This is a genomic window from Selenomonas dianae (genome assembly GCF_030644225.1).
Lineage (GTDB): Bacteria > Bacillota > Negativicutes > Selenomonadales > Selenomonadaceae > Centipeda > Centipeda dianae.
Genome location: NZ_CP128650.1, coordinates 838,884 through 862,457, shown reverse-complemented (window position 1 = coordinate 862,457; position 23,574 = coordinate 838,884). Strand labels below are relative to the sequence as shown.

The following is a 23,574-nucleotide window of genomic DNA, read 5'->3' as shown; positions in this document are numbered from 1 at the left end:
CCCTTCTGTAAGAATCACCCGCGCCATCCATCATAAACGAATTTATTCTACTATATATTTTTATTCACGTCAACGATAACAAATATCATTATTTTTATTACTCTTAGGGAATCTCTTGCAGACCACGTAAAAAAATACTATAATGAAAGCCGTTCTTTCGACGAATGGAGGTTATGGATTGAAGCTACCCCTCTTGCACGGCTTCTGGCAGCTGTTCAAAGGATATTGGAGTTCCCCCGAAAAATGGAAGGCGCGCGGTCTGCTCGCGGCGGTCATTGCACTGAATCTCATCATGGTGTACCTGCTCGTGCGGATCAACGACTGGTACCGTGTGTTCTACGACGCGCTGCAGGCGTATGACTGGGCATCATTCTGGCCGCTCATCGGTGAGTTCACGGGACTCGCGTTCATCTATATTGTCATTGCAGTCTACGCTGTTTATCTGCGGCAAATGCTTACGATCAACTGGCGCACATGGATGACGGAGCAGTATCTCGCACGCTGGATGCACGGACAGGTCTACTACCGTCTGCAGGTACTGCGCAGCGATACGGACAACCCTGACCAGCGCATCAGCGAGGACATCAACCAGTTCGTCAGCCTGACGCTGACGCTCCTCGTCGGCATCCTCAAGCAGCTGACGACGCTCGGGGCATTTGCCGTCGTACTCTGGAATCTCTCGGGTGCAGTTACCGTCCCCATCGGCGGTACAGAGTTCACAGTCTACGGCTATATGTTCTGGCTGTCCCTCCTCTACTCGGGACTGGGGACGTATTTCGTCCACATCGTCGGAAAGAAGCTCATCCGTCTGAACTTCGATCAGCAGCGCTATGAGGCGGACTTTCGTTTCAGCATGATGCGCGTGCGCGAAAACAGCGAGAGCATCGCATTTTACCGCGGTGAGATGGCGGAAGGGGTCGGGTTCAAGGAGCGGTTCGCAAACGTCATCAAGAATTACTGGGGGCTCATGCGCCGTACGAAGCTGCTGAACTTCTACGTCAACGGCTACGGTCAGCTCGCGATCATCTTTCCGCTCATCATGGCAGCGCCGCGCTACTACGCGGGCGAAATGGCACTCGGTGGACTCATGCAGACCATCTCGGCATTCGGACGCGTGCAGGACGCACTCTCCTTCTTCGTCGAGTCCTACAGCTCCATCGCGGAACTTGCCGCTGTGATTCAGCGACTGACGGGATTTACGCAGCACATCGAGGAATCTGCACGCGTCACGAGTGATATTGTGCGGAGCGAGGGAGCAAACGACGCCCTCATACTACAGGATCTCTCCATCGATCTTCCGGACGGCACACCGCTCCTCACGTCATGCACACTGCATCTTGTGCGCGGCAGTCATGTGCTCGTGACAGGCGCATCGGGTGCAGGAAAGAGCACCCTGCTCCGTGCACTCGCGGGGATTTGGCCGTACGGCAAGGGTACGATCGCACTGCCGCAGGGGGCAAAGCGCCTCTTTCTCCCCCAACGCCCCTATCTCGTCCTCGGTTCGCTGCGCCGCGCACTCTCCTATCCGCGTACGGCAGCGGCATCCGATGCGGAAATCGCACGTATTTTGAAGCTGGTCGGCATGGATCATTTTGCTGCACGTCTCGACGATGTGGACGACTGGAGCCGCATCCTCTCACTTGGTGAACAGCAGCGGCTTGCCTTTGCACGCATCCTGCTCATCCGCCCCGACTGGATCTTCCTCGACGAGGCGACATCCGCCCTCGACGAGGCACGCGAGCACGCGCTCTATGCGCTGCTGCATCAGGAACTCCCCAACGCAAGCATCATCAGCGTCGGGCATCGCTCGACACTTTTTGCCCTTCATGACGCGGAGCTCCATCTCAGTAACCAAACGTATTCCTATCAGGAGATCCCACATGACTCGTAGAGAATTTTTACGCCGTCTGGCACTCGTCGGCATCGGTGCTGCCGTCTTTCCCTTCTTCCCTGCCGCAGCAGAGGCATCATGGTACATTCCATCGGTGCTGCCCGGTGTCACCGTTCGTCCGACACATTTGAAATTCGGATCGCTCGAAAACCGCTTTGTGACAGACTGTATCGTCGTTCATCATGTCGGCATGGCAACGGATGACGATGTCGCGGCAGAAACAGTGCATACATGGCATCTGAATCAAGGATGGGCGGGCATCGGCTATCATTTCATCATCCGCAAGGACGGCACAATCGAGGAGGGACGGCCGCTCGGCACGGTCGGTGCCCATGTCTACGGAGAGAACCGTCATACGGTCGGCATCAACCTCGCCGGCAACTTCGAGATCGGTACTCCGACAGAGGCGCAGAAAGCCTCGGCGGCACGCCTCATCGCATCACTCTGCACTGTCTACCAACTCGATCCCGTATGGCAGTCCACTGTAAAGGGGCATCGCGACCTGAATGCGACCGCCTGCCCCGGTCGGTATCTCTACACGCAGCTGCCGGAGATCGTTCGGCAGGCACGCGTCTGCTACAGCTCCGAGGAACTGCAGACGGAACGTCTGCGCATTGCGCAGCGCGAACGTGAGGAACGTGAAGCACAGCGTGCACGCATTCGCCGGCAGATGGATGAGTCACAGCGCAGAAACGGAATGGAACGCCCCGCGCACCCGACACCAAGCACGCCGAACCCGCCCGTACATCCATCACCGGAAAAGCCCGCTCTGAAACCAAACAAGCGCCCGGATCTGCCGAAACCAAATCCACGCCCTGCACAGCGGCGTATTGCAACATAGCACGCATCCACGGAGGTGATAACCTTGGGATTCCACTACCGCTGGTTTGACCGCAATGGGGAAAAAGTCGACGAGATGGGCATTCCTCTCACGCGTGCGCAGATTGACGAGCGTGAACATGCAGCCCCGCCAAAACGCATCTTTTCACGCGGAGAGCAGACCGGCATTGTGCTCGCCGCACTGATCTTCGCCTTCGGCTGGATAGAGGGGGATCTCTCCCTCGTTTTCTTTTGTCTATCCTTTTTAATTTTTGAAGTTCGAAAGATTGTCGAGCGCTATTCCCGTCGCTATGGCAAAAGCATCGCAAACGCAATGCAGGGCTTCAGCATTGCACTGATTCTCGGTGCGCTCACGCTGGTTCTCACCACCTAGGAGGTTCATTGTCATGAAGCAGCAAATGGGCATGGGTATCTTGAAAATCGGTGCAGCGCTTGCGATCGTCCTGCTCTTTGTTATCATACACGTACTCGCGCCGGAATTCCTGCCCGAGCTCTTTACGCTGCTCGCGAGCGGCGACATTCCGAACACGGTCGAGTACATCCGCTCGTTCGGCGAGTGGGCGATCGTCTTTGCTTTCCTTCTCACCCTTTTCACAAATGCGCTTGGCTTCCCGCCCGCCGTCATCTTCTCGACGGCAAACGTCATCCTTTTCGGCATCGTGCCCGGCATCGTCCTCTCCTGCGTCGCAGAGACCGTCGGCGTAACGGTCGCATTCGTCCTTATGCGCTTCTACTTCCGCGATGCCGCAGAGAAAGCGATTGCCAAAAGCCCCTTCCTCGCGAAGGTCGACCAGTACAGCGGCAGCAAGGGATTTATCATCATGCTGATCGGACGCATGGTCCCCTACCTCCCCTCTGCCATTATGAATGCCGTTGGCGCACTCTCCTCCATCCGCTTCCGCGACTATGTGCTCGCCTCGCTCGTCGGCAAATTCCCCTCGACGGGCATCGAGGCGATCATCGGACATGACATCATCATGCAGCAGGAGGACAATACACGCCTCATCGCCGTCGTCATCGTCGCCGGCATCCTCATCTACACTGCCATCCGATATGAGAAAAATCTGATGCGCACCGAAGCTGTTACGCAGAACATGGAGAAAAAAGAATGACGCGCCGCTCGTTTTTGCAGACCGCCATAAGCAGCATTCTGACGATGGGGCTCGGCGGGCTCTTTGTGCCGCACGCTGCTGCCGGCGCAAAGGATATACGTCATCTGCGCCAGATCGTCACGGCACAGCCCGCAAAAACGCGCATGATCCAGTGGGACAGCCCGCAGCAGCTCGAAAATGTACGCATCGAGCAGCGTGACAGCCAAGGACGTATAGATCGCCGGACTCCCGCCTATACCTACCTCTCCATGGATGACGAGGTACAGTTCATCTATCGCTGTGAGATTCCTGCCGCCACAGGCAGTGCCTATCGTGTCGTGCACGCAACGGGCGCAACGGAGTGGATTCCCCTCCTGCCCATCCATGAAAACGGACAGACGCGTGTCCTGTTCTTTTCGGACAGTCAATGCGGCGAGAGTTACGACGTATGGGGCGCGACCTATCAGACGGCGTGGGCGCGTCATCCGGATGCCGACTGTGCCGCCATTGTCGGTGATCTCACGGACAACGGAGAGTCCGCATGGCACTGGCGTGCATTCTTCGAGGCGATGGAGGGTGCAAATTCCCCGCTCGCGCGTCATATGCACGCCCCCGTCCTCGGCAACCACGAATACTACGGACTGAACTGGACTGCCGTTCCGCCCGTGCGCTATCTGAAAACCTTTGCACTCCCCGACAACGGCAGCCGCGCATTTCGCGGACGCTACTACTCCTTTGATCTTGATGCAGTGCATATCATCGTCCTTGATACGCAATTCCTCGAAGCTGAGGAATACGGCGAAAAGTTAAAGACGGAGCAGATGGATTGGCTGAACCGCGACGCAAAGGAAAGCACCGCCGTGTGGAAGGTCGTCCTTATGCACAAGGACATTCTCTCATACGGCGAGTATCAGCCCGACCAGCAAACAAATGATGGCATCAGCGACGTGGGGCAGATGTTCTTGGACACATTCGACACACTCGGCATCGACCTCGTTATCTCGGGTCACGTCCACGCCTACCGTCGCCGCTGCATCCGTGCGCGGCAGACAGATGCACGCGGCACGCTCTATCTCCTCGCGGGACCTGCGGGAAATCAGTACTTTGACGTTCGCGCAGAAAGCTATGATATTGCCGCAGGACCAAATCCGACACCATCGAATTATCTCTACATGGAAGCAGATGAGCATAGACTTCACATACAATGTGAAATGACAGACGGACGGCTGTTGGACGAGATTACAATGCACAAATAAAAGAGGCGATTGAACGAAACAGAAGGTTTCGTCCAATCGCCTCTTTTGGTATTGCTGTACCTTGTCGGTACGACACCGATTTACTCCGCTGTGAACGGAAGAAGCGCAATATTACGCGCGCGCTTGATCGCAAGCGTCACCTGACGCTGATGCTTCGCGCAGTTGCCGGAAATGCGGCGCGGCAGGATCTTGCCGCGCTCCGTCGTGAAGCGGCGCAGCTTTGCTGCGTCCTTGTAGTCGATGTGATCCACCTTGTCCACGCAGAACGAGCAGACCTTACGACGAGGCTTGCGGCCTCGATCTCGTTTCATCATTTCGCTGTCCCTCCTTATTACGGGATGTACTGAGCGTCACCCGCTCAGAATGGAATGTCGTCGTCAGGAATCACGGGACCCATCATATCCGGTGCGCCGCCCGCTGCGGGTGCTGCACTGCGCCCCGTCGGCGCGTCATAGCCGCCCGAGGAGCTGCCGGCATTCTTGGAATCAAGAAACTCCACATTGTCCGCCACAACATCCGTCGCGTACTTGCGCTGTCCGTCGCTGCCGTCATAACTGCGCACCTGAATGCGCCCCTCGACACCAATGCGGCGCCCCTTCGTCAGATTGTTTCCGCAGATCTCGGCAAGCTTTTCCCAACAGGTAACGGGAATGAAGTCCGCCGTCTGCTGGCCTTCCTGCTGCGCAGCCCGCGAGAACCGCCGATCCACCGCAATCGTGAAGCGGCAGAACGCCTTTCCGCTCTGTGTGTAGCGAATCTCCGGATCGCGCGTAAGGCGACCGATCAATATGACTCTGTTCATCGGTTTCTCTCTCCTGGATGGATTCCCGTCCGTCGATTACTCCTCGACACCGTCCGCACGGACGATCATGTGCTTCAAAAGCTCGTCCGTGATCTTCATCACGCGGTCGCACTCGGCGACGCAGGCGGGCTCTGCATTGACGTACAGCAGAACGTAGTATCCTTCACTGTTGTCCTTGATCTCATAGGCGAGGCGCTTCTTGCCCCAGCGATCCTCTTTCTCGATCTTACCGCCGTTTGCCTGAATGAGCTTTGTGAACTTCTCGATGACGGCGTTTGTCGCTTCTTCCTCCATCGGCTTCACAATAAATATGACTTCGTACAATCTCACGAAATCACCTCCTCTTCGGTCTGTGACCGCCCCCCTAAGAGCGGCAGAGTTAATTTGATGCGAACGCGCACGAAAGACGCACACGCTCACGCGACAGGGCATAGTATATCACGTTTGAAGGATGCGTGCAAGGGGTTTCGTGGGATTCGAACGAATGAATTTACGCATCGAGCGCCCTGCGCATATCAGCGATGAGCTGAATGCCGCCGTCGATGTCGCCGTTGATGATCTGTTTCACCACAGCACTGCCGACGATGACACCGTCCGCCTGCTTTCCCGCGTGTGCCGCCGCCGCAGGCGTTCCGATGCCGAAGCCGATGGCAAGCGGTACGTCCGTATAGCGGCGTGCCGCCTTGCAGACAGAGCCAATGATAGAGTAGTCGATCTCCTTGACACCCGTGACACCGTAGTTCGAAATGCAGTAAATGAAGCCGCGCGCGTCCTTGCACGTCTCAGCCATACGCTCCTCGGTCGTGCCCGGCGTGATGAACTCCGTCAGGGTAAAGTCATGCGCGGCGCAGATCCGCCGCAGATCCGCCGACTCCTCGTGCGGTACGTCGGGAAAGATCACGCCATCCATGCCCGCCGCCTTGAAGTCCGCAACGAACTTCTCGAAGCCGTAGTGGAGCACCATGTTGATGTAGCCCATCCCGATGAGCGGAATCTCGGAGTACCTGCGAATCTCCTTGACGAGTTCAAGTGCCTTTGCCATCGTCATGCCGTTCCGGAGGGCGATGACGCTCGCCTCCTGAATGACAGGGCCATCCGCCATCGGGTCGGAGAAGGGAAGTCCAAGCTCGATCACATCCGCTCCCGCCGCCTCGGCACGGCGCACGATGTCCACGGTCGCCTCTGCACTCGGGCATCCCGCCGTCACATAGATGTACAGCCCTGTGCGGCCGTCTGCGCGGAGCTTCGCGAGTTTTTCATCCAGCCGCTTGCTCATGCGATCTCCTCCCCCAGTTCCTTTGCAACCATCTGCACGTCCTTGTCGCCGCGTCCCGAGAGACAGACGACAACATTCTCACCCGCCTTCGTCTCGGGCATGAGTTTTTCGAGATACGCAAGCGCGTGCGAACTCTCAAGCGCGGGGATGATGCCCTCGATGCGCGAAAGTCTCTGAAATGCCGCAAGAGCCTCTTGATCCGTCACGGAAACGTAGGTGACAATGCCCTGATCCTTGAAATAGGAATGCTCCGGACCGACGCCGGGGTAGTCCAGTCCCGCCGAGATGCTGTACGCCTCAACGACCTGCCCGTCCGCATCCTGCAGGAGGTAGCTGTATGCACCGTGGAGAATGCCGGGCGTACCTGCGCCGCTGAGGGTCTTTGCATTGTCCCCGTCCGCGTCACCGCGTCCGCCGCCCTCGACGCAGAACTTCCTGACATCCGCGTCGTTACGAAAATCATAGAACGTTCCCATCGCGTTGCTGCCGCCACCGATGCACGCGACGAGGTAGTCGGGCTTTGCACCGAACCGCTCCTTTGCCTGTGCACGAATCTCCTCGCCGATGACCTTCTGGAAGTCACGCACCATCTCGGGATAGGGGTGTGGACCGACCACCGAACCGATGACGTAGTAGGTATCCGTGATGTTCGTCGCCCAGTAGCGGATCGCCTCGCTCGTCGCATCCTTGAGCGTACCCGTGCCGCTCGACACGGGGATGACCGTCGCTCCCAGCAGACGCATACGGAACACATTGAGCCGCTGACGCTCCACGTCCACCGCCCCCATAAAGATGTGGCACTCCATGCCGAAGAGCGCTGCGACCGTCGCCGTCGCAACGCCGTGCTGCCCCGCGCCCGTCTCCGCGACAATGCGCTTCTTGCCCATGCGCTGCGCGAGGAGCGCCTGTCCGAGCGCATTGTTGATCTTGTGTGCGCCCGTGTGGAGGAGATCCTCGCGTTTCAGATAGATGTTCGCCTTGCCGTAGTGCCTTGTCAGACGCTCGGCAAAGTAGAGGTTCGTCGGGCGGCCCGCATAGTCACGGAGATAGCTGCGAAACTCCGTGAGGAAGTCCTCATCCGCGCGGTATTTCAGATATGCTTCTTCCAGCTCATTCAACGCAGGCATCGCGATTTCGGGCACGTACTGCCCGCCGTAGTCGCCAAATCTTCCCTTCTTACCCATATATATCATTGCTCCTTTATATGCGCCAATTCTCCTGCAAATGCGCCCACATCTGCCGCCCGCACAAGCCCCTCGCCCACGAGCACCCCCTTGCAGCCCGCCTCATAGACGCGCAGGGCATCCGTACGCGTGAATATGCCGCTCTCGCTGATGAGCGTGCGATCCATGTCCGCATATGGCAGGAGGTCAAGCGTCGTCTGAACGCTCGTCTCGAACGTCACGAGGTTGCGGTTGTTGATGCCGATGAACTCCGCAGGGGTTTCCTGTGCAATCGCAAGATCGGCGCGGTCATGCACCTCCACGAGAGCATCCATGCCAAGACTCCATGTGAGGTAGAGCAGTTCTTTCAGCTGCGCGGGCGAGAGAATACGCACGATGAGAAGAACGGCATCCGCGCCGAGTGCACGTGCCTCGTAGACCTGATACGGGTCGATGATAAAGTCCTTACGCAAGAGAGGCGTATCCACACGCGCACGCACCGCCGCGAAGTCCTCATTGCTTCCGAGGAAATGCGGATCGGTATGCACGGAGAGCACCGCTGCACCCGTCGACACGTAAATTTCGGCCAGCTCTGTGACACTGTGACTTGTTGTCAACCGCCCCTTTGCGGGCGACTGCAGTTTGCACTCTGCGATCAGTCCCCAGCCACGCCATCGGAAGTGCTCCGCCATGCGGAACGTACCGCATGGGAGATTTTCTTTCAGTTCGTCGAGCGGGCGACGTTTCTTTGCGTCCGCTACGATTCTGCGCTTCTTTTCGACAATTTCGGCTAATATATCGCGCACACTGCACCTCCTTCGGCATCTCTATAAGGCCTGTGCCTTTCGGCGTATTTCCTCATTCTAGTGGAGGACAGCGCATTTGTCAAATATAACGGACGAAGGAGAACATATGACTTGTGCAGCTCCTAAGCGAACCCTAACGGAACTTTCGTGCCACTTCCATAAAGGCTCTGATTTTCGCCGCAGACTTCACGCCGTCCTCCTCAAGCCCCCCCGATACGTCCACGCCAAACGGCTGGAAAATTGCGGCGGCTTCGCCGACATTTTCCGTCGTAATGCCGCCCGCAATCAGCACCGGTTTCGTCACACGCGCAATCTCCCGCGCCGCCTCCTGCCAGTGGAACACCGTCCCCGTGCCGCCCGCCGCACCCGCAACGTAGCTGTCCACAAGGATCATCTCGGCGGGATAGGCATTCGCCTCCTCCACCGAGAAATCATCGCCATAGCGGTACGCCTTGATCACAGGACGCTCCGACTGCCGTGCCATCGCCGCCGTCTCATGCCCATGCAGCTGCACATAGTCCAGACCCACGAGCTCTGCAATCGCATTCACGTCCGACATCAATGCATCCACAAAGACACCGACCGTCTTTACGTGACGCAGTGCGCGCGCAATCTCCCGCGCTGTTTCGGGAGCGACATAGCGCCGACTGTTTTCTGCAAAGATAAAGCCAATATAGTCCGCACCCGCTTCTTCCACCACACGCGCTGCCGCAACCGCCCTCATCCCGCACATCTTCACACGCATCCGATCCCTCCGTTCATATCGTTTCATGTTAGATGGAGACTTGTATTTTGTCAAATAAAAAAGGAATCTGTACCCGTCCGAATACAGATTCCTTAGTACTGACAGCGATCCCCTGCAACCCCTCTCACGAGAACGAGAACGAACGGTTCACACGGCATGCGACCGGCTCATCGTAGATGTTGCGCGCCGGCTCAAAGCTGTAGGTATACGCCGCCGTAATCGCCGCCTGATCGAGTTCCTCGTGCCCCGAGGAGCTTGTAACATCGACGCTCTGCACGCCGCCATTTGCCCCGACCACAATGGCAAGCCCGACCGTACCCGTGATGCCCTTGCGCTCAAGCTCCTTGGGATAGGCGGGTTCAGAGCCCGAGAGCAGCCGTGGCGGGACACTCGGGCGCTGCGCCGCTGCAGCATCGCGTCCCGTACTCTCGCCGGATCCGCTCCCCACATTCTCCGAAGGCGCAGCACTCGGCTTCTCGCTCCTCCCCTCGGCGGTGCTCGGTGCTGTACTCGGATGAGTTGCGGCAGTCTGCGGCGTTTCCTTCGGCTGTTCCTGCTGTTCCTGCGGTTCTTGCTGCCGCTCTTCCTTCGGCGGCTCGAACGGAATATCGTCGATGCTCGGCATCGGCGGTGCCGCTTCAGCCGCAGCCGGCTCGGGCGCGCTCTCCGGCGCAGACGCATCGTAGATCTCAACGTCGATCGGACGCTTCTCCGTCTCCGTCGTCATTGAGAACAAACCCATCGCCGCAGCCACTGCGAGAATACAAAAATGAATCCCGAACGACGCCCCCCACGACAGGTACTTTTCCCTCATTGTAACATCCAAATTTTCACCCCCTGAAACGGTCGTCTTCGCATTATGAAAACAACTATCATTTTTAACTTTCATATAATAGCATAAAGTAATGGCGTTGCCTAGAGGGAAATGTAAAAATGGTGGACTGCAGCACGATGTTCAACATCGAAATCATGAAACAGTTCCACCATTACGATCCTTCTTAGGAAATTCCAGTTAGTTCAATACGATCTTACTGTAATCTGCCGTCCACAGCAGATAGTTGTCCACCGCCTTGAGCAGCGTCAGACGATTTTTCTTGATGCGCTCATCCTTGTCCATAACCATAACCGCATCAAAGAACGCGTCGATGGCCTTCGCAAGAGTATGCTCCGCCGCAAGTGGATCCTCAGCCTCGGCACGTACCGCAACAACGTTCTCGTATGCGGCGAGCAGTGCTCCCTCCTCCTGCGCTGTAAAGAGCGCTGCATCCACTGTCCCGATCTCTGCCGCGCGTGCAATATTGCCGACGCGAACGAAAGCCTGCACGAGTGCCTCCGCTCTGTCCGATGCAAGCAGACGCTCCACATAGGCGGCGCGCACGGGCACGTCCGCAACGCAGTCCACGTCCGTAAGCACAGCTTCCTGCACATCGTAGCGCACACCGCGCTCCGTGAGGACGTTCTTGAGGCGCAGACGAATAAAGTCTGCAACATCTGTCTGCATCTTGTCCCGAGCCACATCATTCAATTCATATAGGTCACACGCCTCCTCGACGAGATCGCCGAGGAGCAGCCCACTCTTCCGCTCAATCAGCATGAGTACGAGCCCGAGTGCCTGACGGCGCAGAGCAAACGGATCCTGCGATCCGGTCGGAATCTTGCCGCGACTAAATGTGCCGACGATGTTGTCGATCTTGTCCGCAACGCTGAGTGCGAAGCCGAGATCGCTCTTCGGCAGTTCGTCACCCGCGAAGCGCGGCATATACTGCTCGTCAATCGCGCACGCGACAGCGAGCTTTTCACCGTCCAACAACGCATACTCGCGTCCCATGATGCCCTGCAGTTCCGTGAACTCTGTCACCATGCCCGTCACGAGATCTGCCTTCGACAGTTCTGCCGCACGTTGTGCGTCCACTGCCATCATCTCGTATGCCGCATCATCGTCCGCAAGATCCTCGACAATTGCTGTGACAAGCCCCATCAAACGCTCCGTCTTTTCGTACATCGAACCAAGCCCCTGCTGAAAAACAACGGTTTTGAGCTTTTCGCGGTGCTCGGCAAGCGACTTCTTGCGATCCTCATCAAAGAAGAACTGCGCATCGGCAAGGCGTGCACGCAGAACGCGCTCGTTGCCGTGCGCAACCACATCGAGATACTCTTTCCCGCCGTTGCGCACGGTGATGAATACCGGCAGGAGACTGCCGTCCTCTGCCTTCACAGGGAAATAGCGCTGATGGTCGCGCATGGGCGTGATGACCGCCTCGGCGGGCAGTGCAAGATATTTCTCCTCGAACGATCCGCTGAGTGCGGTCGGGTACTCGACAAGATAAAGGACTTCCTCAAGGAGATCCGGTGTGATCTCCGCCGTCCCGCTGCATTCCTTCGCAACGGCGGCGATCTGCTCCGTTATCATCGCACGCCGACGCTCTTGGTCAACGATGATGTACGCCTTTTCACACGCCGCCTCATAGTCTGCGGGCGACGCGATGACAAAATCCTGAGGGGCAAGTGTACGGTGTCCGCGTGATGTATTCCCGCTCGTGACATTTGCAAGCGTAAAGGGTACAACCTCCGTCCCGTAGAGCGCGACAATCCAGCGGATCGGGCGAATGAAACGGAAGTCCAGATCCCCCCAACGCATACTGTTCGGCAGCGGAATTGCGCGGATGAGCTCGGGCAAGAGTTCCGTGAGCAGCTGCGCCGTCTCCGCCCCCTTCTCATGAACGGAGGCGTAGACATAGCCGTCCCGTTGAATGAGCGCGGATGGCTCGATGCCCTGTCCGCGTGCAAAGCCTGCCCCCGCCTTTGTCGGATTCCCCTCCGCGTCAAAGGCAATGGCGACCGAGGGACCGCGCGTCTCCGTACGGACATCCTCCTGCCGCTCCGCAAGCCCCGTCACAAGGAGCGCCGTGCGGCGCGGCGTACCAATCGTGCGCAGGTTCTCATAGGCGAAACGACGCTCCGCCAACATATTCGATGCCAGACGTTTCAAATCGTCAAGGAGGTGCGGCATAACGTGTGCGGGTACTTCCTCCGTCCCGATTTCAAGCAGCAGATCCTTACTCATGCCTTTCCCTCCTTCTTCAGCATCGGATAGCCGAGCGCCTTGCGCTGTTCGAGATACGCCTCCGCACAGAGACGTGCGAGCTTGCGAACGCGCCCGATGAACGCCGTGCGCTGTGAAACGCTGATCGCGCCGCGTGCATCGAGCAGGTTGAACGTATGCGAACATTTCAGCACATAGTCATGCGCAGGATGCACATGACCCGCGCCGATGACGCGCACCGCCTCCGCCTCGTATTTATCGAAAAGATCAAAGAGCAGCGCCTCATCCGAGAGATCAAAGGCATACGTCGACTGCTCGAACTCATTCTGATGGAACACATCTCCATACGTCACATCATCCGTCCACGCGATGTCATAGACGTTCTCCACGCCTTGAATATACATGGCAAGGCGCTCAAGGCCGTAGGTGATCTCGACGGAGACCGGCTTTACATCCTGACTGCCGACCTGTTGGAAATACGTGAACTGCGTGATCTCCATGCCGTCGAGCCAGACCTCCCAGCCGAGTCCCCACGCGCCGAGCGTCGGCGACTCCCAGTTGTCCTCGACAAAGCGGATGTCATGCTCGGCGGCACGAATCCCGAGACGCGCAAGGCTCTCAAGGTAGAGCTCCTGAATATTGTCCGGCGAGGGCTTCATGATAACTTGGAACTGGTGGTGCTGATAGAGACGGTTCGGATTATCCCCATAGCGCCCGTCCGCAGGGCGGCGCGACGGCTCCACATAGGCAACGTTCCACGGCTCGGGTCCAAGCACGCGCAGGAACGTCCACGGGCTCATCGTGCCCGCGCCCTTCTCCACGTCATACGGTTGTGCGAGAATACATCCCTGCCCCGACCAGAACTCCTGCAATGCGAGGATGACCTCCTGGAATTTCATGCAAACAACTCCTTCATCAAAAAAACCGCGTCACTCTATAGAATACGCGGTTTTTGGAAAATGGCAAGCACCTACTTAAAATTATCCTGCAAACTCTGCAAGATCTTTATCTGACGGTCATTCACCTGCTTTTCCCACTTGTCACCGTACGCCGTAGGATCATCCCCCGGCAGGAGAGAACAGAGAATAATGAGGATAATAAAGACGGCAACCGCAGTACCGATGATCTTGCGCTGGTAGGAAGCGCGGCGCCGCCGTACGCGGTCAAGCCGGCGTTCCAGCTCCTGCCGTCTGCGCACCCGTATGGGTTCGCTCGGAGGCGTATTCCCATGTGATTTCTTTGGCATAATGCCCCCTCCTCTCTCTGCCGCATCCGGCTTCAGAAGAGACTCTGCTCCTCATAGACCGGTTCGTTCATCTTTTGGTAGCAGTAGAGCGTCGCAAGCGTATCTGCAAGTGCTCCGTGTGCCTCGGTCGTCCCCCAGTCATAGCGATAGTAGTCCGCACACTCCGTCAGCTTCCACCAACGGTAGCCGCCGCGCCGTGCATCGGGCACCTTGCGAAACTCTGAGAACGCCTGCATGACATCGTGGCGGTTCGGATTCGTAATGCGTATGCCGGACTGCGCCAAAAGACGAATATCAAACGCGATGTTGTAGCCGACAAGCAATGTATCAGCTGCATTGAACAGCCGCTCAAGCTCCGCCTGATGGGCGCGAATCGGTGCACAGTCCGCGACCATCGCCGGCGAGATCCGATTGATCTTCTCCGCCTCCGGCCATGCACTCTTGCGTACGGGTGCATACATCCCGTCCACGAGCGTCTTGCCTGTGCCGTCTACAACGGCAAGTGTCAGCACCTCATCATCACTGCGAAAACCAGTCGTCTCAGTATCAAAGACCAGAATTTTTCCTAGCATGAAAGTCCTTCCTTTTCTAGTCATTTTCTCCTAAATTGATATGGCTTTCGTTATAAATATTATATCGCATGGCATATCATCTGTCAAGAAATCGCCTATATTCTGCCGATTCTGTACGGAAAAGATACGCGCAATTTCCTGTTGCAAAAGATTTGGAATTAAGCTAGAATACTTCTATAAATATAGTTCCCATTTATAGAAAGAAACTATAAGTCGTATAAATGATCCTATCGCCGAAAGGAGCAATTCATGAACGCTATCAAAATTCGGGACGGCATCTACTGGGTCGGAGCAATTGACTGGTCGATGCGCAGCTTTCACGGCTATGATACGCAGCGCGGTTCCACCTACAACGCCTATCTCATCATCGATGACAAGATCACGCTCATCGATACGGTGAAACACGGCTTCGAGGAGGAAATGCTTTCACGGATCTCCTCCGTCATTGATCCGTCGAAAATCGACTACATCATCTCGAACCATGTCGAACCGGATCACTCGTTCGGCGTCCCGCTCATCTCCTCCCTCGCACCAAATGCGAAGATCATCACGAGTGCGCCGAACGGGCTCAAGGGTCTGCGTGCCTACTACGGGGAACTGCCCTATGACACGGTCAAGGCGGGCGATACCCTCTCCATCGGCAAACGCACACTCGCATTCGTCCCAACACCAATGCTTCATTGGCCGGACAGCATGGTGACGTACTGCCCCGAGGAAAAGATCCTTTTCTCGAATGATGCGTTCGGTCAACATCTCGCCTCCGGCAACCGCTATGACGATGACAATGACCTCTCTGTCGTCATCCAGGAAGCAAAGAAATACTACGCGAACATCCTCTTCCTGTATGCGAAGCAGGCACAGACCGCGCTCAAGGAAGTCCACAAGCTCGATATCGAGATGATTGCCACGGGGCACGGCATCATCTGGCGTTCGCACATCCCCGAGATTATCGACCTCTACAACAAGTGGTCGCTCGGCGAAACGGAGGATCGCGCGGTCATTGTCTTTGACAGTATGTGGCACTCCACGGAGAAAATGGCGCACACCATCGCCGAAGCATTCATCGACAAGGGCTTCTCCGTCGGCTACTATGACATCCAGAAGAACACGCACGCCGACATCATGACAGACGTGCTCACGAGCCGCTATCTCGCCGTCGGCTCCCCGACGCTCAACAATCAGATGCTCCCCACCATTGCCGGCTTCCTCTGCTATATGAAGGGACTTGCGCCGAAGGGACGCAAGGCGTTTGCGTTCGGCTCTTACGGCTGGGGCGGACAGAGCATCCAACAGATCGAGGACGAGCTCAAGGCAGGCGGCTGTGAGATCGTCATGGACAAGGTGCGTATGCTCTACGTCCCCTCCGCCGAGCAGCTCGCAGGACTGCGCGACCAGATTTTGGCACTGTAGGACAGCATAGAAAATCCCGAAGGATTCACAAGTCCTTCGGGATTTTTTTGCAGCAGTACTTATTTCTCTGTAAAGTACCATCAATGCTATACTTTTACCAATAGTAGCACATTTTAGAAGGTCATATAATGAAGGACACAAAAGACAAGCGGTTAAACATTCGTATTGATAAAGAATTCAAGAATGAGATTGAAAAGGCAGCAGATGAAGCAGGTTTAACTTTATCAGCTCTAACGATGATGTTATTAAAGAAATGGTTGAGAGAGCAGCAGAAAGACACAAAATAAAGACAACAAAAAGCCCTACACGCTGCAACGATCTGCATTGTGTAGGGCTTTTATAATTATTGTGTAGCTTTAACGGGTTGCTTGTTGTATCATTTCGACGAAAGAAGCGTTTAGAAAGTAGTCGTGAGGCTTTTTTGTTATATCTATCAAACGAAGTACAACATTTTGTGTAGGAGTGTTAAAAACATTGTAGAGTTTAGGCGCGTCTGAAGGTGTGGTGAAAAAATAATCTGTTACATATTCTAAGCCACGCTCCTGTTTATGAGAGAATGTATAATTTAGTGTTTGTACATCTGTTATTATTTGTGCACTAGAAAGATTTCGTGTTATATATTCTTTGTTATGTTGATTCGCATTATTGGGTTGCATGATTTCGATACAAGAAGCAACTACAGAATCATTTTCATCATATAAAAAGTTAATAGCGATTGAAAGAGATTCAAACACAAACGTCTTTCCTGTATCTGTTATCAAAAATATGTGATCTATAGCCGCTTTCGTTAAAATTCCCCCTCTATAGTATTCTTTGTATTGCGGGAAATTTGGAGTTTGTTCATAGCAAAACGCATTAGAAAATAGGGACATCCAAAGCAACAGGCACAAAACACCAATACGCCTAATCATCCTTCACATCTCCTTTAGCTATTTTCACACAATACTAACATTTTTGACAAGTATATCATACCTCTGCCGCTCTGCATAGTCCCAAAAGCACGCTATTTAATCCCTTCTTTAATTCTATTCGTCGATAGTTTCTAGCAGTTCTAGGGCTATTTATAGTTGTTTCAGAGTGTGTTATGATGTTCTTTGTTGGTATGATGTAGATTTTTGAATATGTGGTATTCCAAATCTTTCTAATCAAGATGGAAAGCCGATGGCAAAAGCGACTGTTCAGAATCTACGAGGCAGATTGTCTGCTGTGTTTAACTTTGCTGTTTCTAAGGGGATCATAGCAATATCTCCTATGAAGCACACAAAGCTACGCCCAAAACCATCAAACAGAATCAACACTTTGGCAATCCCATCCGAGGAACAAATGAAGGAGTTATTGCTCACTGCAAAAGAATATGACAAACACAACACAGGGACATCTTTGCTGCTCTATCCCCTATTCTTACTTGCTGTATCCACAGGAATGCGTATAGGTGAGATTCTTGACTTGGATCGCATAAAAGACATAAATGTGGAGAAGCATACTGTTAGTATCAACTCGCAGCTGACGCGCTTCGGAAGTGATTATCCCTTAAAGACACAATCATCCTATCGGGTCATATATGTACAGCCTGATGTCTTGGACACCGTGTTGGAGCTTGTACCTCCTTCGGAAAAGACAACAAAGCTATGGGCAATCCATGACAGACAAGTGACAAGTATGGCGGCTGGAATGCAGGTGCATAAGTTTTTGTCTAAAAGCACTGTAGTCCCTAAAGGCTTCACCTTCCACGGGTTCAGACACTATCATGCTACATATCTGTTGCTCAATGGGATCAATGTGAAGGAAGTTTCTAAAAGACTGGGGCACAGTAGCATAAGCACTACACTTGAACTGTATGCCCATTGGATTCCAGAGATGGATGAATCCGCTGCCAACACCATCGGGAAAGGCTTTATTTTTTAGTGCTTGTCAAGTGCTAATAGAGTGCTTATATAAGCATTTTAGCCCTTATATCCATAAATATAAAAGGCCTTGAAAATCTAGCTATCTCTTAGAGCTACAAGGTTTTCAAGGTCTTTTATATGCATGGATCATTCTGTAAAGTACAACATTGAGGTTTTCTTCCACTCTCTCTTGGTGTAGAGCATTCGACGATCCTCTACACCGGTGGCGGCGGCGAGTTCGGCGGCGATGTTCTCGCACTCTTCGCGGCTATATCCGTGGATCATCGTATAGAGATTGTACTGCCAGTCGTCCTCGCGGTTGCGGTCATAGCAATGCGAGACGCGTGGATGTTCCGCCATCCGTTTTGCGACCTCATCCACACGCACATCAGGTACATCCCAAACACAGAGACAGTTCGCGGTAAAGCCAACCTCGCGATGACGCAGAACCGCTCCCATCTTTCGGATCTTCTTCTCCGCGCGCATGGATGAAATACGTGCAAGGAGTTCCTCCTCTGCAATCCCGATCTCTGCGGCAAGTGCCTTGTACGGCTCCGAAACGAGAGGAAAATCCCCCTGTAGCAGGCGGACGATCCTCCGATCAAGTTCGCTGATTTCTTTTTCTTCTGTCATAGATTGACCTTCCCTGTCCGCTCAGTTCAACTTGAACTGCACGTTGATTTTATAGCGCTTATTTGCCTTGAGGCTCATATACCCTTCCACGCCCGGCAGTGCTGCAATATCGGCGAGAATTTTCTCCTCCGCATGACGCGACGGTGTCAGCAGCGTGAACCAGAGGTTGTAGTCGCCCTCTCGCTCGTAGTTGTGGGTCGCCCCCGCATAGCGGTTGACCGCCTGTGCCACATCCACGAGATGCTTCTCCGTGACACGCAGGGCAATCAGCGTACCGTGGTAGCCGAGCTGCTCCGAGTTGAAAAACGTACCGATGCGCCTGAGGTATCCCTCGCGTTTCAGATCGTCCAAACGACTGAGAACGTGTTCCTCCGTCGTTTCAAGCATCTCGCCCAAGCGTGCAAACGGCCGCGAACACACCGGCAGGTTGCCCTGCAGGAGGTTCAGCAGCCGCTTGTCAAAATCCGTAAGTGCAGTCATTGCAAAGCTCCCTCACAATACACATGGAAATCCTCTGCACCCGCAGATTTCCGCCTTGCTCAGGGGCTATGAACACAGCGCATTTGCCTGTCCGCATCATCGGGTACAGAAAGATGAACCGAATTCATTTCTTTCTGTCCCTATTCTACCAAATATTCCTTCATCACGTCAAGTAATTCTGAACGCCCTTCATTTTTCGGGGAAGCGTAAGGGAGTATCGTGAGTTCGGACACGCCGAGCGCCTTCTGCATCGCTGCGATCTGCGTGCGGCGTGCATTCCTTCCGATCTTGTCCGCCTTCGTGGCGATGACGAGCACAGGGATGTCATGCTCGACGAGCCAGTCGAACATACGGCGGTCGGACTCCATCGGCGTGTGCCGAATGTCGAGCAGCAGACAGACAAAACGCAGTTCCTCGGCGTGCAAAAAATATTCCTCGATAAACTTTGCCCAGACCTTTCTGCTCTCGCGCGAGGTCTTGGCGTACCCGTAGCCCGGCAGGTCAACAAGGTGAACAGGGTGACGCGCCTCCCCCCCATCAATTTTTAGAAGCAGTTCATAGAAATTGATGGTCTGTGTTTTGCCCGGCTTCGAGGATACGCGTGCGAGTTGGCGAATGCGCGTGAGGGAGTTGATGAGCGAGGATTTTCCGACGTTCGAGCGTCCGATGAAGGCGACGGCGGGACGGCATTCCTCGGGATACTGATCACGCCGTACAGCGGAGGCGAGATAGGTCGCCTTGGTGATTACAACCGGTTCAATCACACGCATCCCTCCTAATTATAGAGCGCAACCCGCAGCACTTCGTCCATGTGGGCGACGGGTACAAATTCGAGCGAGGAGCGTACGGCATCGGGGAGATCCTCAATATCGCGCTCGTTTTCCTGCGGCAGGACAATGGTCTTGACCCCTTCGCGGTAGGCTGCGAGGGTCTTTTCCTTGAGTCCGCCGATGGGCAGGACGTTTCCGCGCAGGGTGATCTCCCCCGTCATGGCGACATCGGAGCGCACTTTGCGCCCTGTGAGTGCAGAGATCATCGCGGTCGCCATTGTGATGCCCGCCGATGGTCCGTCCTTCGGAATCGCCCCCTCGGGCAGGTGGATGTGAATGTCATCCTTTTCATAGAAGTCTTCGGCAAGATGAAATGCGTCCGCACGGCTGCGTACGTAGGAGAGCGCCGCCTGCGCCGACTCCTGCATGACCTCGCCAAGCTGCCCCGTGAGGATGAGCTTGCCCTTGCCGCGCAGAATGTTGACCTCCGTGCGCAGCACATCGCCGCCGACCTCCGTCCACGCCAGTCCCGTGACCACACCGACGAGCGGTTTCTTCTCCTGCTTTGTCGCATGGTATTTCGGACGTTCAAGGAAGTCCGAAAGATTCGCTTTGGTCACGGAAATGGGTGGCTGCTCATCGGAGACGATGCGACGCGCCGCCTTGCGGCAGAGCCGTCCGATCACGCGCTCAAGTTCACGCACACCCGCCTCACGCGTATAGGAGCGGATAATCTCAGGCCAGACACTTGCACTGATACGGATGTCCTTCGCCTTCAGCCCGTTCTGCGTGCGCTGACGCGGCAGAAGGTGACGGCGTGCGATCTCGATCTTTTCGAGTTCGGTGTAGCTTGAGAGGTTCAGAATCTCCATGCGGTCACGCAGAGGCGCGGGGATCTTCGCGGGATTATTCGCGGTTACAATCCAGAACACATGTGAGAGGTCAAACGGCAGCTCGACGAAGTGATCGCTAAACGTGCAGTTCTGCGCGGGATCAAGGACTTCCAGCAACGCCGCCGACGGATCGCCGTGGAAATCCATTGCGATTTTGTCGACCTCGTCCAGCAAAAACACAGGATTTTTCGTTCCCGCACGGCGAATCCCTTCGAGGATGCGCCCCGGCATTGCACCAACGTAGGTGCGGCGATGTCCGCGGATCTCCGCTTCGTCGCGAATGCCGCCGAGTGAGATGCGGATGAACTTGCGTCCCATCGCGCGTGCAATCGACACGCCGAGTGAGGTCTTTCCGACACCGGGTGCACCCACAAGACAGAGGATGGGTGCACTCTGCTCGGGAGCAAGCCGCCGTACGGCGAGGTAGTCGAGAATCCGCTCCTTGATCTTCTCAAGGCCATAGTGATCGTGTTCAAGCACCGCCTGTGCCGCCGTCAGATCGACGTGCTCCTCCGTCATCTCGTTCCATGGGAGTTCGATGAGCGTGTCCAGATAGTTGCGTATGACACCGACCTCAGCACTCATCGCGTGGCTCATGTCGAGGCGATGAATCTCGCGCTCAATGGTCTCGCGCACGGCATCCGGGAATTCCTTTGCCGCCAGTGCCTCACGGTAGCGATCCACCTCCGCCGCCTTGTCCGCATCATCGCCAAGCTCCTTGCGGATCACCTTGATCTGCTCACGCAGATAGAAGTCCCGCTGTACCTTGTCCATCTGTTTGCGTACACGGCGGTTGATCTCACTCTCGATCCCCATGATGTCGAGTTCATGTACGAGTGCCTGATAGAGGCGTTCGAGACGCGCACGCACGTCGATTGCGGCAAGGAGTTCCTGCCGCACCTCATGCTTCAAACTCAGATGACTTGCGATGATGTCCGCCAGTCGTCCCATGTCCTCCATGATGGAGATGGAAACAAGTGCCTCGGGGGGGATCTTGTGTGAGAGCTTCACCCACTCCTCGAACTTGCTTGTGACACCGTGTACCAGTGCCTCCATATCCTTCGTCTCAGGCTCATCCAGAGGCTCGTCCATGGCAAGCACATCCGCTTCGGCATAGGTTTCTCCCTCACGGATGGCAAGGATTTCTGCACGTTTCTGCCCGTCCACGAGGATGCGCAAAACGCCTTCAGGCATGCGCAGAAACTGTCGAATTTCTGCGACAGCACCGACGTCGTAGAGATCGGCTGCAGTTGGATCGTCGCACTCCGGGTCGCGCTGCGCCACGACAAGAATACGGCTGTCGCCCGCAATGGCACTCTCAATGGCGGCAACAGAGCGGTCGCGCCCGACATCGAGATTGACCATCATGTGCGGATAGACCACAAGCCCGCGCAGCGGGAGCAGTGGGAGCGTTTCTTTCTCGGACATCATATTTCCTTCCGTCTATGGGGAACCATCCCCTAATGAAAAGGAGCGCCGCAGCGCTCCTCAGGTGTCTATCGTGTTAGTTCGCGGCTGCCATCTTTGCCGTACCCGTACCGTCAATCGTCAGGATGGGATCGCTGTGGTTCGCGATGACATCCTTCGTAACCTGACACGCCGTTACGCCCTGAATCGACGGGACTTCGTACATGACGTTGCGCATAATGCTCTCGATGATGGAACGCAGTCCACGCGCACCTGTCTTATGTGTGAGAGCTTCCTTCGCGATGAGATGCAGCGCCTCGTCCTCGAAGGTGAGCCGCACACCGTCAAGTTCCAAGAGTTTCTGGAACTGCTTCACGAGCGCATTCTTCGGCTCGGTCAGAATCTGCACGAGTGCAGCCTCGTCCAGTGAGTTCAGTGTCACGACGACGGGCAGACGTCCGATGAACTCGGGAATCAGACCGTTCTTCATCAGATCTTCGGGAATCACCTTGCTGAGGGATTCACCGACAGATACGCGTTTTTTCGAGCGTACCTGCGCCCCGAATCCCATCTGCTTTTTCCCGAGACGGGATTCGATGATCTCCTCGATCCCGTCAAATGCACCGCCGCAGATAAAGAGAATGTTCGTTGTATCAATCTGCAGGAGTTCCTGCTGGGGATGCTTGCGCCCCCCCTGCGGCGGCACAGATGCCGTCGTTCCCTCAAGGATCTTGAGCAGTGCCTGTTGGACCCCCTCACCCGAAACATCGCGCGTGATGGATGGATTCTCCGACTTACGCGCGATCTTGTCGATCTCGTCGATATAGATGATGCCGCGCTGCGCCTTCTCAATGTCGTAGTCCGCCGCTTGGATCAGCTTGAGCAGGATGTTCTCGACATCCTCACCGACGTAGCCCGCCTCCGTGAGTGAGGTTGCATCCGCAATCGCGAACGGGACGTTCAGAATACGCGCGAGCGTCTGTGCGAGCAGAGTCTTGCCGCTGCCTGTAGGACCGATCATGAGAATGTTGGATTTTCGAAGTTCCACATCCTCATTTTTTCCCTGTCCCACATTGATGCGCTTGTAGTGATTGTAAACGGCGACGGACAGGGACTTCTTCGCCTCGTCCTGCCCAATGACATACTGATCGAGAATGTGACGAATTTCCTTCGGTTTCGGAACATCCTTGAGCCCGACTTCAGCATCATCACTGAACTCCTCTGCTATGATTTCATTACAGAGCTCGATACATTCGTCGCAGATATAGACACCGGGACCCGCCACGAGCTTTCGCACCTGCTCCTGCGTCTTGCCGCAGAACGAGCATTTGAGCTGTCCCTTGTCTTCCTCTCCAAATTTCATC

The 23,574-nt window shown here is 55.3% G+C and carries 26 protein-coding genes; 8 read left to right on the top strand and 18 right to left on the bottom strand.

Annotated features, from left to right (window positions below):
* Nucleotides 1-178: 178 nt before the first annotated feature.
* Genes QU667_RS04215 through QU667_RS04195 form a run of 5 tightly spaced genes read left to right on the top strand, consistent with a single transcriptional unit; the run spans nt 179 to nt 5,078 of the window.
* Nucleotides 179-1,891 carry an ABC transporter ATP-binding protein/permease gene (locus QU667_RS04215; RefSeq protein WP_304988077.1) on the top strand — a complete coding sequence of 571 codons (1,713 nt, stop codon included), beginning with the start codon at nt 179-181 and terminating at the stop codon, nt 1,889-1,891.
* A complete protein-coding gene (locus QU667_RS04210) occupies nt 1,881-2,732 on the top strand; it encodes a peptidoglycan recognition protein family protein (protein WP_304988076.1) in 852 nt (283 codons plus the stop codon). Before QU667_RS04215 ends, QU667_RS04210 begins: the two co-directional genes overlap by 11 nt.
* Nucleotides 2,733-2,756: 24 nt before the next feature.
* Nucleotides 2,757-3,104 (top strand): hypothetical protein, encoded by a 348-nt coding sequence (locus tag QU667_RS04205; RefSeq protein WP_304988075.1) that lies wholly within the window; start codon nt 2,757-2,759, stop codon nt 3,102-3,104.
* A gap of 13 nt (nt 3,105-3,117) precedes the next feature.
* On the top strand, nt 3,118-3,843 hold the full coding sequence (locus tag QU667_RS04200) for a TVP38/TMEM64 family protein (protein WP_304988074.1): 726 nt from the start codon (nt 3,118-3,120) through the stop codon (nt 3,841-3,843).
* Nucleotides 3,840-5,078, top strand: coding sequence for a metallophosphoesterase family protein (locus tag QU667_RS04195; RefSeq protein ID WP_304988073.1), 1,239 nt, complete (start codon nt 3,840-3,842; stop codon nt 5,076-5,078). The genes QU667_RS04200 and QU667_RS04195 overlap by 4 nt, the downstream gene beginning before the upstream one ends.
* Before the next feature lie 80 nt (nt 5,079-5,158).
* On the opposite strand, the gene rpsR is transcribed toward QU667_RS04195, so the two are convergent.
* The 12 genes from rpsR to QU667_RS04135 all read right to left on the bottom strand — a co-directional run bounded on the left by rpsR (nt 5,159) and on the right by QU667_RS04135 (nt 14,731).
* Nucleotides 5,159-5,392 carry a 30S ribosomal protein S18 gene (gene rpsR, locus QU667_RS04190; protein ID WP_006306231.1) on the bottom strand — a complete coding sequence of 78 codons (234 nt, stop codon included), beginning with the start codon at nt 5,390-5,392 and terminating at the stop codon, nt 5,159-5,161.
* A 44-nt stretch (nt 5,393-5,436) separates the two neighbouring features.
* On the bottom strand, nt 5,437-5,880 hold the full coding sequence (locus QU667_RS04185) for a single-stranded DNA-binding protein (RefSeq protein WP_304988072.1): 444 nt from the start codon (nt 5,878-5,880) through the stop codon (nt 5,437-5,439).
* 36 nt (nt 5,881-5,916) lie between these two features.
* Entirely contained in the window at nt 5,917-6,210 is a 294-nt protein-coding gene (gene rpsF / locus QU667_RS04180) for a 30S ribosomal protein S6 (RefSeq protein WP_040394679.1), read from the bottom strand.
* A gap of 160 nt (nt 6,211-6,370) precedes the next feature.
* Entirely contained in the window at nt 6,371-7,156 is a 786-nt protein-coding gene (gene trpA / locus QU667_RS04175; RefSeq protein WP_304988071.1) for a tryptophan synthase subunit alpha, read from the bottom strand.
* Nucleotides 7,153-8,340 carry a tryptophan synthase subunit beta gene (trpB, locus tag QU667_RS04170; protein WP_304988070.1) on the bottom strand — a complete coding sequence of 396 codons (1,188 nt, stop codon included), beginning with the start codon at nt 8,338-8,340 and terminating at the stop codon, nt 7,153-7,155. Before trpB ends, trpA begins: the two co-directional genes overlap by 4 nt.
* A 5-nt stretch (nt 8,341-8,345) precedes the next feature.
* Nucleotides 8,346-9,125, bottom strand: coding sequence for an indole-3-glycerol phosphate synthase TrpC (gene trpC, locus QU667_RS04165; RefSeq protein ID WP_304988069.1), 780 nt, complete (start codon nt 9,123-9,125; stop codon nt 8,346-8,348).
* Between the two features lie 133 nt (nt 9,126-9,258).
* On the bottom strand, nt 9,259-9,870 hold the full coding sequence (locus tag QU667_RS04160) for a phosphoribosylanthranilate isomerase (RefSeq protein ID WP_304988402.1): 612 nt from the start codon (nt 9,868-9,870) through the stop codon (nt 9,259-9,261).
* Between the two features lie 124 nt (nt 9,871-9,994).
* Nucleotides 9,995-10,696: an energy transducer TonB gene (locus tag QU667_RS04155; RefSeq protein WP_304988068.1), complete on the bottom strand. Its 702-nt coding sequence runs from the start codon at nt 10,694-10,696 to the stop codon at nt 9,995-9,997.
* A 186-nt stretch (nt 10,697-10,882) separates the two neighbouring features.
* Nucleotides 10,883-12,934, bottom strand: a complete 2,052-nt coding sequence (glyS, locus tag QU667_RS04150) for a glycine--tRNA ligase subunit beta (RefSeq protein ID WP_304988066.1) — start codon at nt 12,932-12,934, stop codon at nt 10,883-10,885.
* Nucleotides 12,931-13,812, bottom strand: coding sequence for a glycine--tRNA ligase subunit alpha (glyQ, locus tag QU667_RS04145; RefSeq protein ID WP_304988065.1), 882 nt, complete (start codon nt 13,810-13,812; stop codon nt 12,931-12,933). The genes glyS and glyQ overlap by 4 nt, the downstream gene beginning before the upstream one ends.
* A 71-nt stretch (nt 13,813-13,883) precedes the next feature.
* Complete coding sequence (locus QU667_RS04140) at nt 13,884-14,159, bottom strand: hypothetical protein (protein ID WP_304988064.1); 276 nt, start codon at nt 14,157-14,159, stop codon at nt 13,884-13,886.
* A 32-nt stretch (nt 14,160-14,191) separates the two neighbouring features.
* A complete protein-coding gene (locus QU667_RS04135) occupies nt 14,192-14,731 on the bottom strand; it encodes a 3'-5' exonuclease (protein ID WP_304988063.1) in 540 nt (179 codons plus the stop codon).
* Between the two features lie 249 nt (nt 14,732-14,980).
* Between QU667_RS04135 and QU667_RS04130 the strand changes: the two genes are divergently transcribed.
* A complete protein-coding gene (locus QU667_RS04130; RefSeq protein WP_304988062.1) occupies nt 14,981-16,141 on the top strand; it encodes an FprA family A-type flavoprotein in 1,161 nt (386 codons plus the stop codon).
* 128 nt (nt 16,142-16,269) lie between these two features.
* Nucleotides 16,270-16,428 (top strand): type II toxin-antitoxin system RelB/DinJ family antitoxin, encoded by a 159-nt coding sequence (locus QU667_RS04125; RefSeq protein WP_304988061.1) that lies wholly within the window; start codon nt 16,270-16,272, stop codon nt 16,426-16,428.
* 69 nt (nt 16,429-16,497) lie between these two features.
* Here QU667_RS04125 and QU667_RS04120 read toward each other — a convergent pair whose 3' ends face one another.
* Nucleotides 16,498-17,052: a hypothetical protein gene (locus tag QU667_RS04120; RefSeq protein WP_304988060.1), complete on the bottom strand. Its 555-nt coding sequence runs from the start codon at nt 17,050-17,052 to the stop codon at nt 16,498-16,500.
* 250 nt (nt 17,053-17,302) lie between these two features.
* Here QU667_RS04120 and QU667_RS04115 point away from each other — a divergent pair, with 250 nt between their 5' ends.
* The gene (locus QU667_RS04115) at nt 17,303-18,046 is read left to right on the top strand and encodes a tyrosine-type recombinase/integrase (RefSeq protein ID WP_304988059.1); all 744 of its coding nucleotides are present in this window, start codon (nt 17,303-17,305) and stop codon (nt 18,044-18,046) included.
* 128 nt (nt 18,047-18,174) lie between these two features.
* On the opposite strand, the gene ahbB is transcribed toward QU667_RS04115, so the two are convergent.
* From ahbB to clpX, 5 genes are all read right to left on the bottom strand, one after another.
* Nucleotides 18,175-18,660, bottom strand: coding sequence for a siroheme decarboxylase subunit beta (gene ahbB / locus QU667_RS04110; protein WP_304988058.1), 486 nt, complete (start codon nt 18,658-18,660; stop codon nt 18,175-18,177).
* 21 nt (nt 18,661-18,681) lie between these two features.
* Entirely contained in the window at nt 18,682-19,140 is a 459-nt protein-coding gene (ahbA, locus tag QU667_RS04105) for a siroheme decarboxylase subunit alpha (RefSeq protein WP_304988057.1), read from the bottom strand.
* A 140-nt stretch (nt 19,141-19,280) separates the two neighbouring features.
* The gene (gene yihA / locus QU667_RS04100) at nt 19,281-19,904 is read right to left on the bottom strand and encodes a ribosome biogenesis GTP-binding protein YihA/YsxC (RefSeq protein ID WP_304988056.1); all 624 of its coding nucleotides are present in this window, start codon (nt 19,902-19,904) and stop codon (nt 19,281-19,283) included.
* A gap of 11 nt (nt 19,905-19,915) precedes the next feature.
* Entirely contained in the window at nt 19,916-22,231 is a 2,316-nt protein-coding gene (lon, locus tag QU667_RS04095; protein WP_304988055.1) for an endopeptidase La, read from the bottom strand.
* Between the two features lie 76 nt (nt 22,232-22,307).
* On the bottom strand, nt 22,308-23,573 hold the full coding sequence (gene clpX / locus QU667_RS04090) for an ATP-dependent Clp protease ATP-binding subunit ClpX (protein ID WP_304988054.1): 1,266 nt from the start codon (nt 23,571-23,573) through the stop codon (nt 22,308-22,310).
* Between the last annotated feature and the right edge of the window lies 1 nt (nt 23,574).